At 69.7% G+C, this 16003-nt stretch carries 10 protein-coding genes, 1 tRNA gene and 1 pseudogene; 4 read left to right on the top strand and 8 right to left on the bottom strand.

What is annotated here, in order from left to right; genetic code table 11:
• Positions 1-54: 54 nt before the first annotated feature.
• The 7 genes from ACQP1K_RS27130 to ACQP1K_RS27100 all read right to left on the bottom strand — a co-directional run bounded on the left by ACQP1K_RS27130 (position 55) and on the right by ACQP1K_RS27100 (position 10536).
• Positions 55-1500 carry a C40 family peptidase gene (locus ACQP1K_RS27130; RefSeq protein WP_433498515.1) on the bottom strand — a complete coding sequence of 482 codons (1446 nt, stop codon included), beginning with the start codon at positions 1498-1500 and terminating at the stop codon, positions 55-57.
• Positions 1497-2336: a replication-relaxation family protein gene (locus ACQP1K_RS27125; RefSeq protein WP_433498514.1), complete on the bottom strand. Its 840-nt coding sequence runs from the start codon at positions 2334-2336 to the stop codon at positions 1497-1499. Before ACQP1K_RS27125 ends, ACQP1K_RS27130 begins: the two co-directional genes overlap by 4 nt.
• Entirely contained in the window at positions 2333-4774 is a 2442-nt protein-coding gene (locus ACQP1K_RS27120) for a type IV secretory system conjugative DNA transfer family protein (protein WP_433498513.1), read from the bottom strand. The genes ACQP1K_RS27125 and ACQP1K_RS27120 overlap by 4 nt, the downstream gene beginning before the upstream one ends.
• Positions 4771-6507 (bottom strand): VirB4 family type IV secretion system protein, encoded by a 1737-nt coding sequence (locus tag ACQP1K_RS27115; RefSeq protein ID WP_433498512.1) that lies wholly within the window; start codon positions 6505-6507, stop codon positions 4771-4773. Before ACQP1K_RS27115 ends, ACQP1K_RS27120 begins: the two co-directional genes overlap by 4 nt.
• A 29-nt stretch (positions 6508-6536) precedes the next feature.
• Positions 6537-7472, bottom strand: coding sequence for a PrgI family protein (locus tag ACQP1K_RS27110; RefSeq protein WP_433498511.1), 936 nt, complete (start codon positions 7470-7472; stop codon positions 6537-6539).
• On the bottom strand, positions 7469-9106 hold the full coding sequence (locus ACQP1K_RS27105; protein ID WP_433498510.1) for a conjugal transfer protein TrbL family protein: 1638 nt from the start codon (positions 9104-9106) through the stop codon (positions 7469-7471). Before ACQP1K_RS27105 ends, ACQP1K_RS27110 begins: the two co-directional genes overlap by 4 nt.
• 176 nt (positions 9107-9282) lie before the next feature.
• On the bottom strand, positions 9283-10536 hold the full coding sequence (locus ACQP1K_RS27100) for a hypothetical protein (RefSeq protein WP_433498509.1): 1254 nt from the start codon (positions 10534-10536) through the stop codon (positions 9283-9285).
• 285 nt (positions 10537-10821) lie between these two features.
• Here ACQP1K_RS27100 and ACQP1K_RS27095 point away from each other — a divergent pair, with 285 nt between their 5' ends.
• The 3 genes and pseudogenes from ACQP1K_RS27095 to ACQP1K_RS27085 form a co-directional block, all read left to right on the top strand.
• Positions 10822-11352, top strand: coding sequence for an XF1762 family protein (locus ACQP1K_RS27095; RefSeq protein ID WP_433498508.1), 531 nt, complete (start codon positions 10822-10824; stop codon positions 11350-11352).
• Positions 11349-12380 (top strand): DNA-methyltransferase, encoded by a 1032-nt coding sequence (locus ACQP1K_RS27090; protein WP_433498507.1) that lies wholly within the window; start codon positions 11349-11351, stop codon positions 12378-12380. The genes ACQP1K_RS27095 and ACQP1K_RS27090 overlap by 4 nt, the downstream gene beginning before the upstream one ends.
• A 244-nt stretch (positions 12381-12624) precedes the next feature.
• Positions 12625-13788, top strand: a pseudogene (locus ACQP1K_RS27085) (recombinase family protein); the annotation flags it as partial.
• Positions 13789-14256: 468 nt separating this feature from the next.
• Here ACQP1K_RS27085 and ACQP1K_RS27080 read toward each other — a convergent pair.
• Positions 14257-14342 (bottom strand) — tRNA-Leu (locus ACQP1K_RS27080).
• 231 nt (positions 14343-14573) lie between these two features.
• Here ACQP1K_RS27080 and ACQP1K_RS27075 point away from each other — a divergent pair.
• On the top strand, positions 14574-15872 hold the full coding sequence (locus tag ACQP1K_RS27075) for a M20/M25/M40 family metallo-hydrolase (protein WP_433498506.1): 1299 nt from the start codon (positions 14574-14576) through the stop codon (positions 15870-15872).
• Positions 15873-16003 lie beyond the last annotated feature (131 nt).

Genomic DNA, 16003 nt, shown 5'->3' with positions numbered 1-16003 from the left:
CCGCATCTTCCTCTATCGGCACCGCGCCTTGCTTGTACCACTGATGTGCGCTGTTCACCTCGCCGAGGCAGTCGCCCACGGCCGAGTGAACCCAACTACCGGTCGCCCGCTCCGGTAGGACGCGACAGTGATCGGCCCGCATCGAGTGCACCGGGCCTCGACCATCTTGCCGTCGCCGACGACGATCCCGACATGGCCTGGCCGCCCCGGCGAACTGCCCGGTCCGCTGTTGAAGAACACCAGATCGCCGGGCTGCTCCTGGCCGGCCGGAACGCGGACGCCGAACGGCCACTGCTCGAAGGTGGTCCGAGGAATCCGCACCCCCGCGGCGGCGTACGCCTTCATCGCCAGCCCCGAGCAGTCGAAGGAGCTCGGTCCCGCCGCGCCCCACCGATACGGCTTGCCCGTCTGAGCCAGTGCGAACCCCACCACGTTCGCCACCACACGGCAGCGCGAGCCGACACGCCCAGCGGGTGATCGCTCGCCTGTCGCAGATCTAGATTGCTCATTATCAGCCGGTTGAGCTGCGCAAGCGCGGAGAATGAACTCTGCACCCCCGGCTGGAGCCCCAGAGAAGGAGTACCGTACGCCGATCATGCGTAGCGCGGCTCTGACAGCGATCGCACCTCGTCCGGAGGGGAGCACGACCGGCGCGCTTCCATCAGAGGAGGTCTCGTCGACAGGATCGCTCAGCTTGGGTTTCAGTTCCTTGCAGAGCTGTCCGGCGACCGTGGTCACGATGGCGTCGGCGCGCTTTGTGATCTCGTCAGGGTCGGGCTGCTCGCCTGAGTCCTGGTCGGCCAGGTCGGCGGCGAGGCCGGCCACGACCGCGTCACGCGGAACGCCGAGCCCGGCGGCGGCTTGGATCCTGACCCGCACGTCATCGCTCGTGGCCGTGTCCACGGCCGTTCGCTTGGCGGGTTTTCCCCTCCACAGCAGGGCGACCAGCGCCTTGGCGAGCGGTTCGTGTTTGGCGTACGCGTCGCGCAGGTCCTCGCGGGGGCGCTGGACGAGAGCTGCGGCCTTGGTGAGCGGCATGCTCGCCCTGCCGGGGATCTCGATCAGGCGCGAGTAGAAGGACCGGGCTGCGTGGGAAGGGTCGGTGACCTGCCGCTTGGTCCCCCAGCCTTGGGACGGCTGCTGCTGGAACAGGCCGTACGAGCTGTCGCCCCTCGTTAAATTGGTAAGGCTGCTTTCCTGAATTGCGGTCGCGAGGGCGATCTCGGCGGCCCGCTTGGGCAGCCTCAACTCGGCGGCGACGTTCACGATCTCCCGGGCGTTCGCCATCTGCTCAGCCGAAAGCCCGAAGCGGGCGGCGGGCGCCTTCCGTACTGCACCCGGCGAGGTGGCGTAGGCGCAGATGGCGGACCGGAGCTTGGTCGCGTCGGCGGCGGTGAGGGCGTACTTGGCTCCGCCGCTCAGTCCGGCGATGACGACGATGCTACAGACCAGGCCGCCGCCGGTGGCGATGAGCTTGCCGATCCCGACTTCCGCGATCACGACCGCCCCTCCCGCCCCTCTTGGCCGAAGTGGCGTGCGAGTTCGGCGAGGCGGAGCCGTCCTTCGGTCCGGTTGCCCGGTAGCCATATCGCCCCGTGCGGTTCCTGGCCCTGGGCGGCGGTGGCGACGGGCACCGGCACGAGAGCGCCCCGCAGGCGTAGCCGGTCGTGCAGGTTGGCTTCGCGGCGTGGGGTGCTGGTCAGGAACAGGACCGGGGTGTCGATCCCACTGGAGGCGGCCAGCGAGGCGTATCCGCGGAGCTTGGCGGCGACCCGGTCGAGGGATTCGGTGCCGGTGTCGTATTCGAGGAAGAAGTCCAGCGTGAGGCCGTTGTCGGTCCACCGTCCGTAGGCGTCGGGGCGCACGTGTTTGCCCCACATGGCCTTGCACTGCGCTTCGGTCCACCAGGTGTCCAGCCGGCAGCCCTCGGTGCGGCGGGCGTGGCCGGACAGGGCGGCGAAGACGTCGTTGACGCCGACGGTGTGGGCGAGGCGCTGGCTGTAGGCGATGGCGAGGGCCTGGCCGCGCCGGTATCCGAATTCGGCGAGGGTGACGCCGTTCTCGTGAGCGAGTACGGCGGCGCCGGCTTCTCCCAGGACGTAGTGCCAGGGCGCGGAGCCGAGGGGAGGCCGGGGGCGGAAGCGGTCGAGCGCGCCGAGGCGGTTCAGCTTTACCAGGCGGTGGCGGCCGGTGTGGTCGTTGTCGTACGCCGCCTGCAGGAGTTGGTGGGTGGTCAGGACCTCGTGCGTCCAGACCAGGCGGAGCAGGCGCCGGTCGTGGTCGGTGAGCCGGATGACGAGCGAGTCCAGGACGCGGGGTGTGTAGTGCTGGTTCATGAGTCTCCTCGTGGTTGGGTGCGGGGGTCTCCTTCCGGAAGGGGGTCGGCGGTGGCTGCGGGGTGGCGTCCGTGGGCTCGGGAGGCGGCGATCCGGACGCGCTCGGCGAGGCCGGGATCGGGTTCGGGCAGGGGCCGGGTGCGCAGGGTGAAGGGCGGGACCTCCGCGGAGCGCACGACAAGACGTGCCGCGGCTTGGAAGGCGTCCAGGTTGGCCAGGTCGTGCGCGGTCAGGTGGGGGCTGAAGTGGTGCTCGACCTCACGGGCGTCCTGGGGCGAGAGGGAGAAGTAGACCTTGTTGCGGGCGTCGGAGCTGATCGCTTGGCGTAGGTCGCGGGGGAGTTGGGCCAGGTGTTGGTGGGCGAGCACCATCGACAGCCGGTAGGCGCGGGCTTCGGCGAGCATCTCGCTGAGCGTGTGCGGCAGGTTGAGGAAGTTCTGCGTCTCATCGACGTACAGGGCGGCGGGTGAGCGGGCGTGTCCGAGCCGGGCTCGGCGGGCGGCGGCCTGCCAGACCTGGGCGAGGATCAGCGAACCCAGCAGCCGGGCGCTGTCGTCGCCGAGGACGCCCTTGGGCAGGCGCGCGAGCAGGATCCCCCCGTCGAGGACGTCGCCGAGATCGAAGGTCGACCTGGCCGAGCCGATGACGCTGCGGACGAACGGCCGGAGCAGGAAGGCCCGCAGCTTATTCATGATCGGCGCGGTGACGTGCGCCTGGGCCTGCTCGGACAGGTTGTCGTACCAGTGCCAGAAGCCGAGCAGGAATCCGTCGTTGAGCGCTTCGACGAGGTCGGCGCGGTAAGCCGAGTTGGTGAGCAGCAGCGGGACGTCGGCGAGGGTTCCGCCGTGGTGCGCCAGCGTGAGCGCGCAGCCGCGCAGGATGTCGTCGGTGCGTGGTCCCCAGTAGTCGGCGTAGATCTTGTGGAAGATGCCGACGAGGTTGTCCACGCCGATCTCGTTGGAACCACCGAGCACGTTCAGCGCCGGCCACGGGTTGCGGTCGTCAGGATCGATGAGCACCACCTTGTCCGCCGCCTCCTCCGGGATGAGCCCGAGCAGGTCGGTGATCAGGTCGCCCTTGGCCTCGATGACGGCGACACCGCGGCCGGCCTCGATATCGGACAGGATCATCTGGGCCAGCAGGGTGCTCTTGCCGGTGCCGTTGGGACCGAGGACGTGCACGTGGTGGCAGGAGTCGGCCACCCGCAGCGCGACCGGCCGCTCATGCCCGGCATCGGAGAGACCGAGGACCTTGCCCGCCGAGGCGATCTGGGGTGCGGGCGGGACGGACCTGGCCCCAGCACGCGGCAGACCGGGCACGGCGAGGTCCAAGGGAAGGTGCGCGAGCGCGGCGAGTTCGGGCACCGACAGCAGAAACCCGCGCCCCAGCCTCCGCGACGCCAACCGCGCGGCAGGCAGCGGGAGCCGATGCCGTTCCAGCCGGTTGTGCCCGGAGAACAGCGCGAAGGACGAGGCGATCGCATGCGCGCGGCCCCGGATCGCGCTGCGCCGGGCCTCGCGCGACTGTTTGGCATTGCGCTCATCGCCCGTCACGAGGTCATCAGCCTGTACGGCGTAGCGGATCGCGACCTCATACCGGGGGCGCTGGGCTTTGTCGCGGATGGCGCGGGCCTCGGCCGACTCCTCCAGCCGGACGACACGATTGGCCGGGTGGAGATGCGCTGGGTGGGGCCGGGGGTGCATCGGACCGGGCGTGACGAAGTCGAGGAGAGCGCGCACCAGTCCGAGCGGTACGGCCAGTGCACCCGTCAGGCCGCCCCGCGTGGTCACTCCGGCGAGGCCTCCGCTGATCACCTGGGCCAGGCGGCGGCCGGTGGCGGGACGGGCGAGGACTTGGACGGCGGCGTGCTGCCAGGTCGGCATGCCGACCCCGGCACCGAGCAGCGCGCGCAGCGGATCCCGGTCGTGGGAGTGGCGGATCGGCAGCAGCTCGCTGCGCGCGATCACCAGATGGCCGCCGGTGGCCTGCCCGGTGAGCGGTACCGGCGGGGCCGCCTCCACGACCGCCGTGCGCGCCGACGGCCAGGCCGACTCAATCGCATGCTCCACCAGGTGCTGGGAAACGGTGCCGGGGACCCACAGCCGGATCCGCACGCCACCGACGCCGAAGACGTACTCGAACGCCAGATGCGGCTGGCCGAACAGCACGCGCTTCCAAGCCGGCCGCAGCAGCCCCATCAGGTTGGTCCACAGCGCCTCCGCACCGGCCATGTCCGCCACCGGAGGGGCGAGGATCTCCACACACCGAACCCCGTTGGTCGCGGCGCGGTGGCGGAGCCGTACGACCAGGGAGCGGAGCGCCTCGAGGACGAACGCGGCGGCTGAGACCGTGAAGGTCGCCTGCCAGACGTGCGCGTCCAGCCAGGCCATCAGCCAGTCGAGGAAGACGTCCGGGTTGTTGAGAAGGTCGTCAATCACAGGTCGTCCTCTCCGTACTCGGCGAGTTCTCCGTAGGCCGCCAGCTCCTCGGGCGAAGAGGTGACCAGGCGGTGTTCCTGCTCGCTCGCCAGGACTCGGAAGGCCACCCGGGCAGCGCCGGAATCCGCGGCCAGGAGCCCGAAACCGCGATCCGCCGACAGCAGGAGCTGCCGCTCCCCATCGGACAGCCGGAACGCCTCGGCGACTCTGTCGATCGCCTGGGGCGCCTGGCGCAGGAGGATCTGCGTGGTGGAGTTGGCGATGATCGCCTGCCCGATATCGGAGCCGAGCAGGTCGGCGGCGTCCTGGGTGACCACCGACAGCCCGGCCCAGTGTTTCCGGGCGGCCTTGGCCATCCTCAGCAGGAACTTCGCGCCCTCCGGATCGCGCATCAGCAGCCAGGCCTCATCGACCACGACCAGGCGAGGCCGCCGATTGACGGGGTCGGAGACCCGTCTCCAGACCGCGTCCAGGGTGAGCAGCGTGCCGACAGCCTTGAGCTCCTCGGGAAGGTCGCGAAGCGAGAAGACGATCAGGTGGGAGTCGGGCCGGGTGGTGGTGTGGCCGTCGAAGAGCCGGCGGTGGCTTCCCGTGACGTACGGCGCGAGCCCGGCGGCGATCTCGGCCGCAGCGGGATCACCATCGTCGGTAAGCGCGCTTACCAGATCCTTCATGAGCGGCGGGCGGCGTTTCCAGGTTCGCCGATCGAAGGTGATCCCAGCGCCCTTGTAGGCGGCGATGATGGCGCGGTCGAGCGCGGCCTTGCTGCCCTTGTCGAGCGGCTCGCCGAGCATGACTGCGATCAGCGTGTGCAGGAACAGCGAGCGCCGGGTCAGCGCGTCGCCCTCCCGCTGGTGTGTGGGCAGCAGGTCGAAGGGGTTGAGGCGGACGCTCGCCGCGCCCAGGTGCAGGTAGGCGCCGCCGACGGCCGTGCACAGGCGGGCGTACTCGTCTTCGGGGTCGATGACGGCGACCTCGACCCCCGTGTACAGCGAGCGCAGCGCCTCCAGCTTGGCCAGGTAGGACTTCCCGCCGCCGGAACAGCCGAGGATGGTGGAGTTGTGGTTGGGCTGGGCGAACCGGTCCCAGGCGACCAGGGAGGCGCTGGCGGCGTTCGCGCCGTACAGGACCGTGGTAGGTCCGAGGTCGGTGGCCAGGTCGGGTGAGGTGAACGGGAAGGCCGTGGCGAGCGCTGGGGTGTCGAAGGTACGGCGCATCCGCAGGTTGTCGTACGCCACGGGCAGCGCCGACACCCACCCTTGGAGCTGCCGGAAGGTCACCACGCGCGCATCCAGCAGGAGCGAGGCGGCCAGCGCGCGGACCTGGGCGCAGGCGTCCTCCAGTTCCTCCGTCGTGGTGGCGTGGACAGTGAGGTAGATCGAGGTGCGGAACAGCTTGGCCTGGCCGCGCGCGATCCGGGAGGCGAGATCCTGGGCGTCCTCGGCGGCGACCTCCGCGCTTGGGTCGACCAGCCGGCCGTGCTGCTGGTCGCTACGCAAGCCGGACTCCAGCCGGGCGAGCTGCTTGCGCAGCCGGTCGGAGGCGACCAGGGACGGCACGGGCTCGATGTGGAACGACACGTCCAACCGGCCCGGGTGGGTGAGCAGCGGTTCGAGCCAGCCCGGCGTGACCTCGCGCGGGTAACCGGTGATGGCGAGCGTCGCGCACTGGCTGTCGCCGACCTGGAGACGCCGAGGCTGGACCTCGACCGCGTCCGGGCTGAACCCGTGCACGCGTTGTGCCATACGGCGGAATACGACTTTCACCAGCCTTCCCCTCTCGTGATGACCTGGTCCGGAGCCGCCATCTCGGGGGCGGGCAACGGCGGTGCTGATGGGTCGAAGCAGGCGGCGAGCAGGCCGGAGGCAGCCGCCTCGTCCAGAAGCCGTACGGTCAGCCCACATGCGGACAGCAGCCGGGCCGCCTCCTCCAGTCGCCGCAGGGCTCGGGCTGCCGCAGCGTCACGCGCTTTGCCGGGTGCGGGCTCGCGGACGACCAGCAGGACCTGGCGGCGCAGCAGGTCGTGGCGCTCGCCGATCTGGGCGAGGAAATCGGCGTGCTGGAGCGCGGCGGCCGACAGCGCTGGGTGCGGGAGCTGGCGGGCGTTGTGCTCAAGGGCGGCGATGGTCGGGCTCAGATCGACCCGTTCGGCGCGGACCACGATCTGGGCCGGGCCAGACAGCGAGTTGAGCCAGCGCCCGAACACCGCGACCAGCGCGTCCTGCTCATCCGGGGTCCGCAGCGCGAAGCTGACCGTCGACACCTCCGCGACGGTGGCGACGCCATCCGGGCCGAGATCGATCAACCCGTCCTCCGCCACTCCCCGGACGGGGAGCCGTAGCGGCGCGGGAAGGGGGCCGGGCTTGACGCCGATCCAGGCGGGAGGCGTAGGAACTTCCTGCGGCGTGGACACGAGGCGTTTGGGTGAGCGCAGGTGGCGTGCCACGGCGAGCAGGTAGCGGTCGAGCGACACGCCGTCGTGCTGCGCGACGGCCAGCAGGATCCCGGCCACCGCGACCGGCAGGGCTACGGCGGCGCAGATCACCAGCGGCACCCGCTCACCGACGAGCAGATAGGCGGCGTAGATCAGGGCTCCGGTGCCGCCGAGGATGGCGACCTGGCGGGCCGTGAAGCCGGCGATGATCCGGTCTTCCTGGTCCACATCGGCGGGGATGCGGACCGGCTGCACCCAGCTCATCGGCCACCACCCCCAGAGGAGCCGGACGGGCGACCGCGTCTCGGCGGCTTACGGCGAGCCCCTGGGTTTTCGGGCCAGTCGACGCTGCCGGGAGTGGGCGCGCCCGGCGGGACGATCGGCCGAGCCGATTGCCCGGAGGTTGGCGGCGGGGTGGACGGGTTGCGCAGCCGGGCCATCTGCGCGAGCCCGGCTGGGCCGTTCGCGTAGTAGGCCTCACGCGGATACCCGTACACCGGCGTCGTACGAGGAACCGGCGCCGACGGCCGCGGCGGCATCCGGTACTTGCCCTGCACTGCGGGCGCGGACGGCGCGTGCTTGACCGGGGCGGGCTCCCAATCCGCCGGGTTCACTGGACGACGGGCGGACACCGGCGCGTGCTTGACGGGACCGGCGCCGCCACGGGCCGCGGCAGCGGCACTCCCCGCGGCGGCAAGGGCGGGCAGCGCCCTGCCGGCGATCGCTTTGCCAGCCATGGCGTGGGCGGCAACGCTCCCAGCGGCCCCGGAACTTCTGGACGCCCGGCCGCGTCCGCCCCGCCCGAGGTGCAGGGCGTTCAGGACGGGTGAGGTGAGCTTGTAGGCCAGGGCGTATTTGATCATCCGGGTGACCATCCAGCCCCGGCCGCCGGTCTGGGCGAAGATCCGGCGGGAGATCCAGCCCGGGATGCGGATCAAGATGATCAGCAGGCAGAGGGCCAGGATCAGGTTGACGAGCTGGCCGGTCGGGGCGATGCCGAGCAGCAGCCGGCCGTCCTGGTTGAAGAAGATTCTTACTGCTAGGACGAGGGTGAGGGACTGGGCGACCTGGATGAGCAGCAGGCCGCAGAAGGCGCGCCACCAGAAGCGGGTCAGCCCGTCGGTGTAGGGCAGGGCCAGGCAGGCTAGCGCGAGCGGGGAGGCGACCGTCAGCAGCAGGATCAGCGCGGCCCGCATGACGAACGTGACCAGAAGGAGCAGTAGCAGGATGACCGCGACCAGGGCGAGCAGGATGAAGAAGATCTGGTGCTGCATGCCCGGCGCGATGATCCACAGCTGGAGGGTCGCGGCGGCGCGGTGGCCGTCGAAGTCCTGCCCGAGTAGCGCCGTGGACAGGGCGTTGGCGATCTCGATGACCTTGCCGCAGAGCAGGAAGCTGGTGTTCGCGGCTAGGACGGCGATGCACAGGCGGGGCAGGACCTCCTTGACCGCGTAGCGGGTCTGTACGGTCTGGTGGCCCATCGCGCTGATCGCGCCGATGGTGGCCAGCAGGACGAATCCGGTGTTGGCGATCGCGGCGTTGGCCTTCCACAAGTCGAAGACCCGGCCACTGCCGGCCACATCCGGGGTGGCCAACAGCGTCACCGCCAGCAGGTCCAGCAACGGCTTGATCGCCAGATACACCAGATTGGCGAACCAGGAATTGATCTGACCGGTGATCCAGTCACCGAACCCGAAACCGATCCCCGTACCCCCGGTCGACGGCAGATCCCCAGAGACGGACGGGGACGGCACAGGCACCGGGGAAGGCATGGGCACCGGAGAGGGCGCGGGCATCGGCGCGGCTGCCTCCGCAGCCGTCGCGGTAACGACGGCCACCACGGCGCAGACGCCGATGACGGCGGCGGCAGCGACGACCACGTGTGCTGCCACCCGCACGGCAGCGAGGGCAGGCGGCCTTGCCACCTTCGGTGCACTGCAAGCGACAGCGGGCTGATCAAGCAACGCGGCAGCGGCAGGGGAAACGGCTGGCAACCCGGCGGCAATGGGCGTTTCCGTGTCCGGTCGCTGTCTACTGGCTTCGGTGAGCTTCTCGGGGGTTGAGATCACGGGGCTCACCCCACGATCCGCTTGAGGACGCTCACGAAGAGCGGGGCCAGTACGGCGAGCGCGTAGCCGAAGGCGGCGGCCTTCAACGCCGCCTTCGCCTTCTGGACCTCGCCCGGGTCGCCGCCCGCCACCAGGTAGCGCAGCCCGCCGAGGGTCAGCATCAGCGTGGCCAGCGTCGCTAGCAAGCCGATCAGCCAGTTCCGCAGGTTGTTGAAGACCGAGTTCAGGTCCGACGGCACGGCGGCGACGATCGACGAGGCCATGGCGCTGGTCGCCGCGGCGGCCACGAACGGCACCGCGCCGCCCAGCATCGGCAGGAGACGGAACGCGATCAGGCGCCCCGCCCGGTGCCACCTGTCCCGCCTGCTGCAGGGCAGCACGCCCCACTGCCGCACCGTCGGGGGGATACGGCGACCGAAGGCAGGCCGGGGGTGGGAGGAGATCCGCGCGGAGTCAGGGATAGTGTCCCTGCCTCCCTTCGGGTCGGTTGCCAGTTGCGCATCCGGAGTTCCCTGGCTCCGCGCGGAAGCCGTAGGCGCTTCCTCGTCCACACACCCTGTGGATGAGGAAGCGAGAGTCGGGGGAGTCGTGCCGGACGGCTGCCGCAGCGGCAAGTCGCCCAGCCGGGTCAGGAGGATCAGCTCGGCGTCCAGCTCGCTGAGCACGCCCGTGGCCACCGCGTCGACCAACACCAGGTCGGAATACGGCCTGCTGTGGGGACAGGGACGGGGACGGGGACGGGGTCGTGGCGGGGGAGGTGACTCGTCCGGCGGCTGCCGCCACTCCGCCTTCGCGGAGAGGTGCCGTTCGGCGCGCTCGCCCGTGTACCGGGCCGCCTGGCACAGCCGGGCGCGGACGCCGGAGGTGTCGAGGTCCATCCGGCGCAGGGCCCACAGGTAGCCGGCCAGGATCTCGGAGTCGACATCGGCCGGGTCGCCACAGGAGAGGTTGCGGGTGAGCGAGGCGGCGATCATGCGGAGGGCGGGCATCGCCATGCCGACGGCGGCGACCGTCCAGGCGCCTTTGTGCTCCCGCGACCGGGTGACCAGTTCCCGCCAGACGGCGTCGCGGACCTCGTCGGTGACGTGCCGGGCGGTCAGCAGCATTCGAAGCTCCAGCAGGTTCACCTCTCCTCTGGGGAGACGACCGGGGGCGAGCGTGGCGCAGTTCAGGGCCAGGGCTCCCGGTCCGGTGGCCAGCAGCCGGAACGAGGTCTCCGCGGTGTCGAGCGGTGAGCCGGTGGTGGGTTCGGCGCTCATTTCCCTACTCCAGTCCGAGAGGATTTCGTTGGTCTCGAAACCGGTGTACGCACCGCCTCATAATTTGCTCAGAGTCGATTCAGAGTTCCGCTTCAGAGTTTTCGCATAATCCGCGCTCCGTGATCTCTGAGCTGTTCAGAGCCCGCAGGGCTCGCCTCAGATGCCGATCTTGAGATGAGCTCTCTGAGCGGTCTCTGAGCCCCCTGCTGTCCTGGTCATGCGCCATCGGACCCGTCTAGCGGGCCGGCGGCGCACGCATCCGGAGAAACGTGTCCCGACAACATCATGGAGAGCAGGAATGAGAACCAGACAATCGCCAACGAGCGCGAGGTCCTGAACAGCCCGAAGCGCCCGGAGAACCGCCGGCTGGTGATTTCACCGGTGGCGATCCAGACCGCACGGGCATTCATCGCCTGGACCCAGCCCGCCTTCACCCCGCCCGCCGACGCCGCGTTCGCCATCGGCGCGCGGACCGGCGACGGGACGCTCCTCGGGGTCGCGCTCATTGGCTGGCCCACCGCCTCGCTCTTCGACGACGGCGACACGGCCGAGCTCCTCTGCCTGGCCACCGACGGCATGCCCGATGTCAGCCCCACGCTGCTGGTCGCGGCCTGGCGCGAGGTTCGGACGATGGGCTACCGGCGCCTGATCGCCTACACGCGCATATACGAGCCGGGCACCGGCCTGTGGGACGCCGGTTTTCGTATCGTCCCCAGCCCCCTCGGGCGGGGTGTCGGCAGCCGCAGCGGCTCGCCGGAAGACGGCGACGCCGTCCGCGTCCTGTGGGAGATCAGGGACGCCGGGGGCCGCCGATGAGCGCACTGCGGGAGCCGTACTGGCGCGACGAGCAGGCCGCGATCTACCACGGGGACGCACGCGCGGTGCTGGCCGAGATGGCGGACGGCTCGGTGGACTGCATCACCACCAGCCCGCCGTACTGGGGGCTGCGGAACTACTGCGAGGGCCAGTACGGCCAGGAGCCCACCCCGGAGGCGTACGTCGAGAACCTCCGGGCCACCTTCGCGGAGGCCCGCCGGGTGCTCGCTGATGAGGGCACCTGCTGGCTGAACCTGGGGGATTGCTACGCGGCGAACTCCGACGGCTGGGCCCGCGGCAAGGACTACAACCGCCGCCAGCCCGAGGTGCGGCCCAAGGCGCGGCTGGCCGTACCGCCGAAGAACCTGCTCGGCATGCCGTGGCGGGTCGCCTTCGCCCTCCAGGAGGACGGCTGGATCCTCCGCAACGCCATCATCTGGACCAAGCCCAACGCGATGCCGCAGTCGGTCCGCGACCGGATGTCCAACCGTTACGAGCTGATCTTCCTGCTCGTCAAGCAGCAGCGCTACTGGTTCGACCTCGACCCGATCCGCCAGCCCTACACCGGCGACCGCCCGATCACCCGACGGGCACGCTCTGGTGGCACCAAGGCGAACAGCATCCAGACCGCCTGGCCCCCGCCCGGCAAGTACGGCACCGACGGTGAGGACCCGGCTGTCCCGCAGCTCGGGCAGGCGATGCGGCCCACGGGTGAGCGGCATGCCGCCACGCATCCCAACGGCAGAAACCCCGGGGACGTCTGGTCGATCCCCACCCGGCCACTGCGGGCGGCGCACTTCGCGGCGTTCCCGATCGACATCCCGCTCAGGGCCATTGCCGCGGGCTGCCGCCCGGGCGGCACGGTGCTGGACCCGTTCACCGGCAGCGGCACCACCGGCATTGCCGCGCGGCAACTCGGCCGGAAGTTCGCCGGCATCGAGCTCAACGCCGACTACTGCGAGCTCGCCCGGACTCGACTTCTCGCTGCCGCGGACGCGGCACTCGCGGCAGGAGGCGAGGGTGACTGAACAGCCACAAAGGGCCTGCTCAGGGCCTCCCGAATCGGGTTCCCAGGCGTACCCTGCAGGCCCGGCCGACCGCGAGAGGGAGCCCAGATCGCGGGAGGCCGGGGCCAGGAGCAAGCGCGTCGTCACCGTGGTGTTGCCCGCCGAACCGCCGCAGCTGACCGCGGGGGCGGCGCGCGTGCTCCTGCGGATCCTTCTGAAAAGTCACGGAGCTGACCAAGGGTCAGCGGGAAGAGAGGAATGCTGAATGATCCCGTTCGCCTTCTGGGGGCGAGTGTCCACCGAGGACAACCAGGACCCCACCTCGTCGCGGAACTGGCAGCTGTCCCGGTCGCGATCACTGATTGAGCCACGAGGCGGCGTGATCGTCGCGGAGTTCTTCGACATCGACAAGTCGCGATCGATCCCGCCGCAGCGCAGGCCGCAGGCCGCGATCCTGCTCGATGAGCTGCGCAACCCCAACCGGGGGTTCGACGCTGTCGTGGTCGGTGAGCCGCAGCGAGCCTTCTACGGCAACCAGTTCGGCAACACCTTCGAGCTCTTCAACCACTACAGAGTGCCCCTGTGGGTGCCCGAGGTCGGCGGGCCGATCGACCCGACCAACGAAGCGCACGAGCTGATCATGTTGATGTTCGGCGGGATCAGCAAGGGCGAGCGCAATCGGATCAAGATGCGTGTCCGCACCACGATGGAAGCTCAAGCCAAGATTGAGGGGCGCTTCCTTGGTGGCCGCCCACCGTATGGCTACCGCCTCGTGGATGTTGGGCCGCATCCCAATCCGAGCAAGGCAGCAGATGGCAAGCGCCTGCGTCGGTTGGAGCCCGACCCGGTGACCGCTCCCATCGTGGGCCGGATCTTCTGGGAGTTCCTCCACGGCCAGGGCCTCTACCTGATCGCCGAAGGGCTCACCCGGGAGGGCATCCCGTGCCCCTCTGCCTACGACCGGGCCAGGAACCGCCACCGCAGCGGGATCGCCTGGTCGAAGTCGGCGATCCAGGCGATCCTTCTCAATCCCCGCTACACCGGCCACCAGGTCTGGAACAAGCAGCGTAAGCAGGAAGAGCTTCTGGACGTCCACGACGTCACGCAGGGCCACATCACCAAGCTCAAGTGGAACCCGGCGAGCCAGTGGGTCTGGTCCGAGAAGATCGTGCACGAGCCGATCGTGGACGTCGAGACTTTCGAGCGGGTTCAAACGCTCCTGTCGGCCAAGGACCGGACAGCCGTCCAGCGGAAGCCGCGCAGAACCCCGCGCCCGTACGTGCTTCGCGGCCTGTTGTACTGCGGGGTCTGCGACCGCCGTATGGAGGGTTCCTGGAACAACGGCCGGTCGCACTACCGGTGCAAGTTCCCGGCCGAATATGCGGTGGCCAACAAGATCGACCATCCGCGCACAGTCTACGTCCGTGAGGATCAGATCCTCGATGAGCTGGACCCCTGGCTCTGCCAGGTCTTCACACCCGCCAACCTCCAACGGACGGTCGAGACCCTGCTCGACGCCCGGGACAGCGAGGTCGATCGGGTCGCCATCGAGACGGCCAAGCGGACAGTCGACGTCTGCGACCGCCGGATGGCCCGCTACCGAGCCACGCTAGACGCGGGCGGAGACCCCCAAGAGGTCGGCAAGTGGATGGCCGAGACCCGGGCCGAGCGGATCAAGGCGGAAGGACGGCTACGCGCCATCGACCGCAAGAGAGAGACAACCGAAAAGGAGATCATGGAGCTGGTGCCACGCCTGGCGGAGATGACCAAGGTCCTCAAGGAAGCGGACCCCGTTGATCGGAACGACCTTTACACGGAGATGGGCCTGCGCCTCGTCTACGACCCCTCGGAGAGGGTTGTCGAGGTTGAGGCCAGACCCAACATGTACCAGAGTACGTGTCCGAGGGGGGACTTGAACCCCCATGCCCATCACTGGGCACTAGCACCTCAAGCTAGCGCGTCTGCCTATTCCGCCACCCGGACGTAACGCCATACGCGAGACGTTCATCTCGCGTCGGCTGATACAGGTTAGCACTCTCCGGGCAGTGCGTCATACCGCTGACTCGGCGCCGTACGCCTCCGGGCCGGGGTTGAACGCTTCCGTCCCGGAACGGGCAGGATGGAGGCGCGAGCCGTACGGGAACCCGAGGTCGACGGCCGTCGACGGACCGGCGATCACGATGCGTGGGCCGGCAGCACGTGAGGGAGGATCCGATGACCCTGCTGAACGGTGAGGACGAGGTCGTGGAGCTGTGCCGCGACCTGATCCGCATCGACTCGACGAACGCGGGTGACAACGCGGGCCCCGGTGAGCGCGCTGCGGCCGAGTACGTCGCGGCCAAGCTCGCCGAGGTCGGCCTGGAACCGCGGATCCTCGAGTCCGACACCAACCGTGCCAGCGTGATCGCCCGCATCGAGGGGACCGACCCGAACCGGGACGCCCTGTTGCTGCACGGTCACCTCGACGTCGTGCCGTTCGACGCGGCCGACTGGCGGCATCACCCGCTGAGCGGTGAGATCGCCGACGGCTGTGTCTGGGGCCGCGGCGCGGTGGACATGAAGAACATGGACGCGATGATCCTCGCGGTCGTACGGCAGCGCCTCGACGCCGGGCGACGCCCGCCGCGAGACGTCGTCCTGGCGTTCACGGCCGACGAGGAGGCCGGCGGTCTCTACGGTGCGCACTGGCTGGTCGACAAGCACCCGGAGCTTTTCGAGGGGTGCACCGAGGCGATCGGCGAGGTCGGCGGCTTCAGCGTGACCGTCGAGGGAAAGGGCCGGCTTTATCTGATCGAGGCCGCGGAGAAGGGCATCGCCTGGATGCGGCTGGCCGCGAAGGGGCGAGCCGGGCACGGTTCGATGCTCAACGACGACAACGCGGTCACCGAGCTCGCCGAGGCGGTGGGCCGCCTGGGGCGGCATGAATGGCCGGTACGGCTCACGCCGACCGTGCGGGCGTTCTTCGAGGAGGTCTTCGAGGTCGAGGTGAAGGAGGAGGACGCCGAGGCCGCGGTGGCCGCGCTCGGCCCGCTGGTACGGATGATCGGCGCCACGCTGCGCAACACGGTCAACCCGACCGTGTTGCGGGCCGGGTACAAGACGAACGTCATCCCGCAGGCCGCCGTGGCCGAGGTGGACGGCAGGTTCCTGCCCGGATATGAGGACGAGTTCTTCCAGACGGTCGACGAACTGCTCGGGCCGAACGTCACGAGGGAGTTCGTCAACCACGATGTGGCGGTCGAAACCCCGTTCAAGGGGCCGCTGGTCAAGGCGATGGCCGACGCGCTGCACGCGGAGGACCCGGGGGCGAGGGCGGTGCCGTACATGTTGAGCGGTGGCACAGACCTCAAGGCGTTCAGCCGCATCGGCATCCACGGGTACGGATTCACACCGCTCCGGCTTCCCCCGGACTTGGACTTCTCTGGGATGTTCCATGGCGTCGACGAGCGGGTTCCGGTGGATTCGCTCCGATTCGGTGTCCGCGTGCTTGACCGTTTCCTCGATTACTGCTGAGAAAGCTGTTGCGATCACGTGGCGTACCGATACAGTGACTCTTCGTTGAGTGCTGGCTCCGCACCGGGCGGACCCGGCGGACTCGGGAGGCCACGTGACGTACGCGCCGGAAGGACAGCGGAGGGCTATGC

This window comes from Sphaerimonospora sp. CA-214678, from assembly GCF_050942215.1.
Taxonomy (GTDB): Bacteria; Actinomycetota; Actinomycetes; order Streptosporangiales; family Streptosporangiaceae; genus Sphaerimonospora.
Note: the sequence above shows the minus strand (reverse complement) of the source record. Positions and strands in the feature narration are given on the sequence as shown.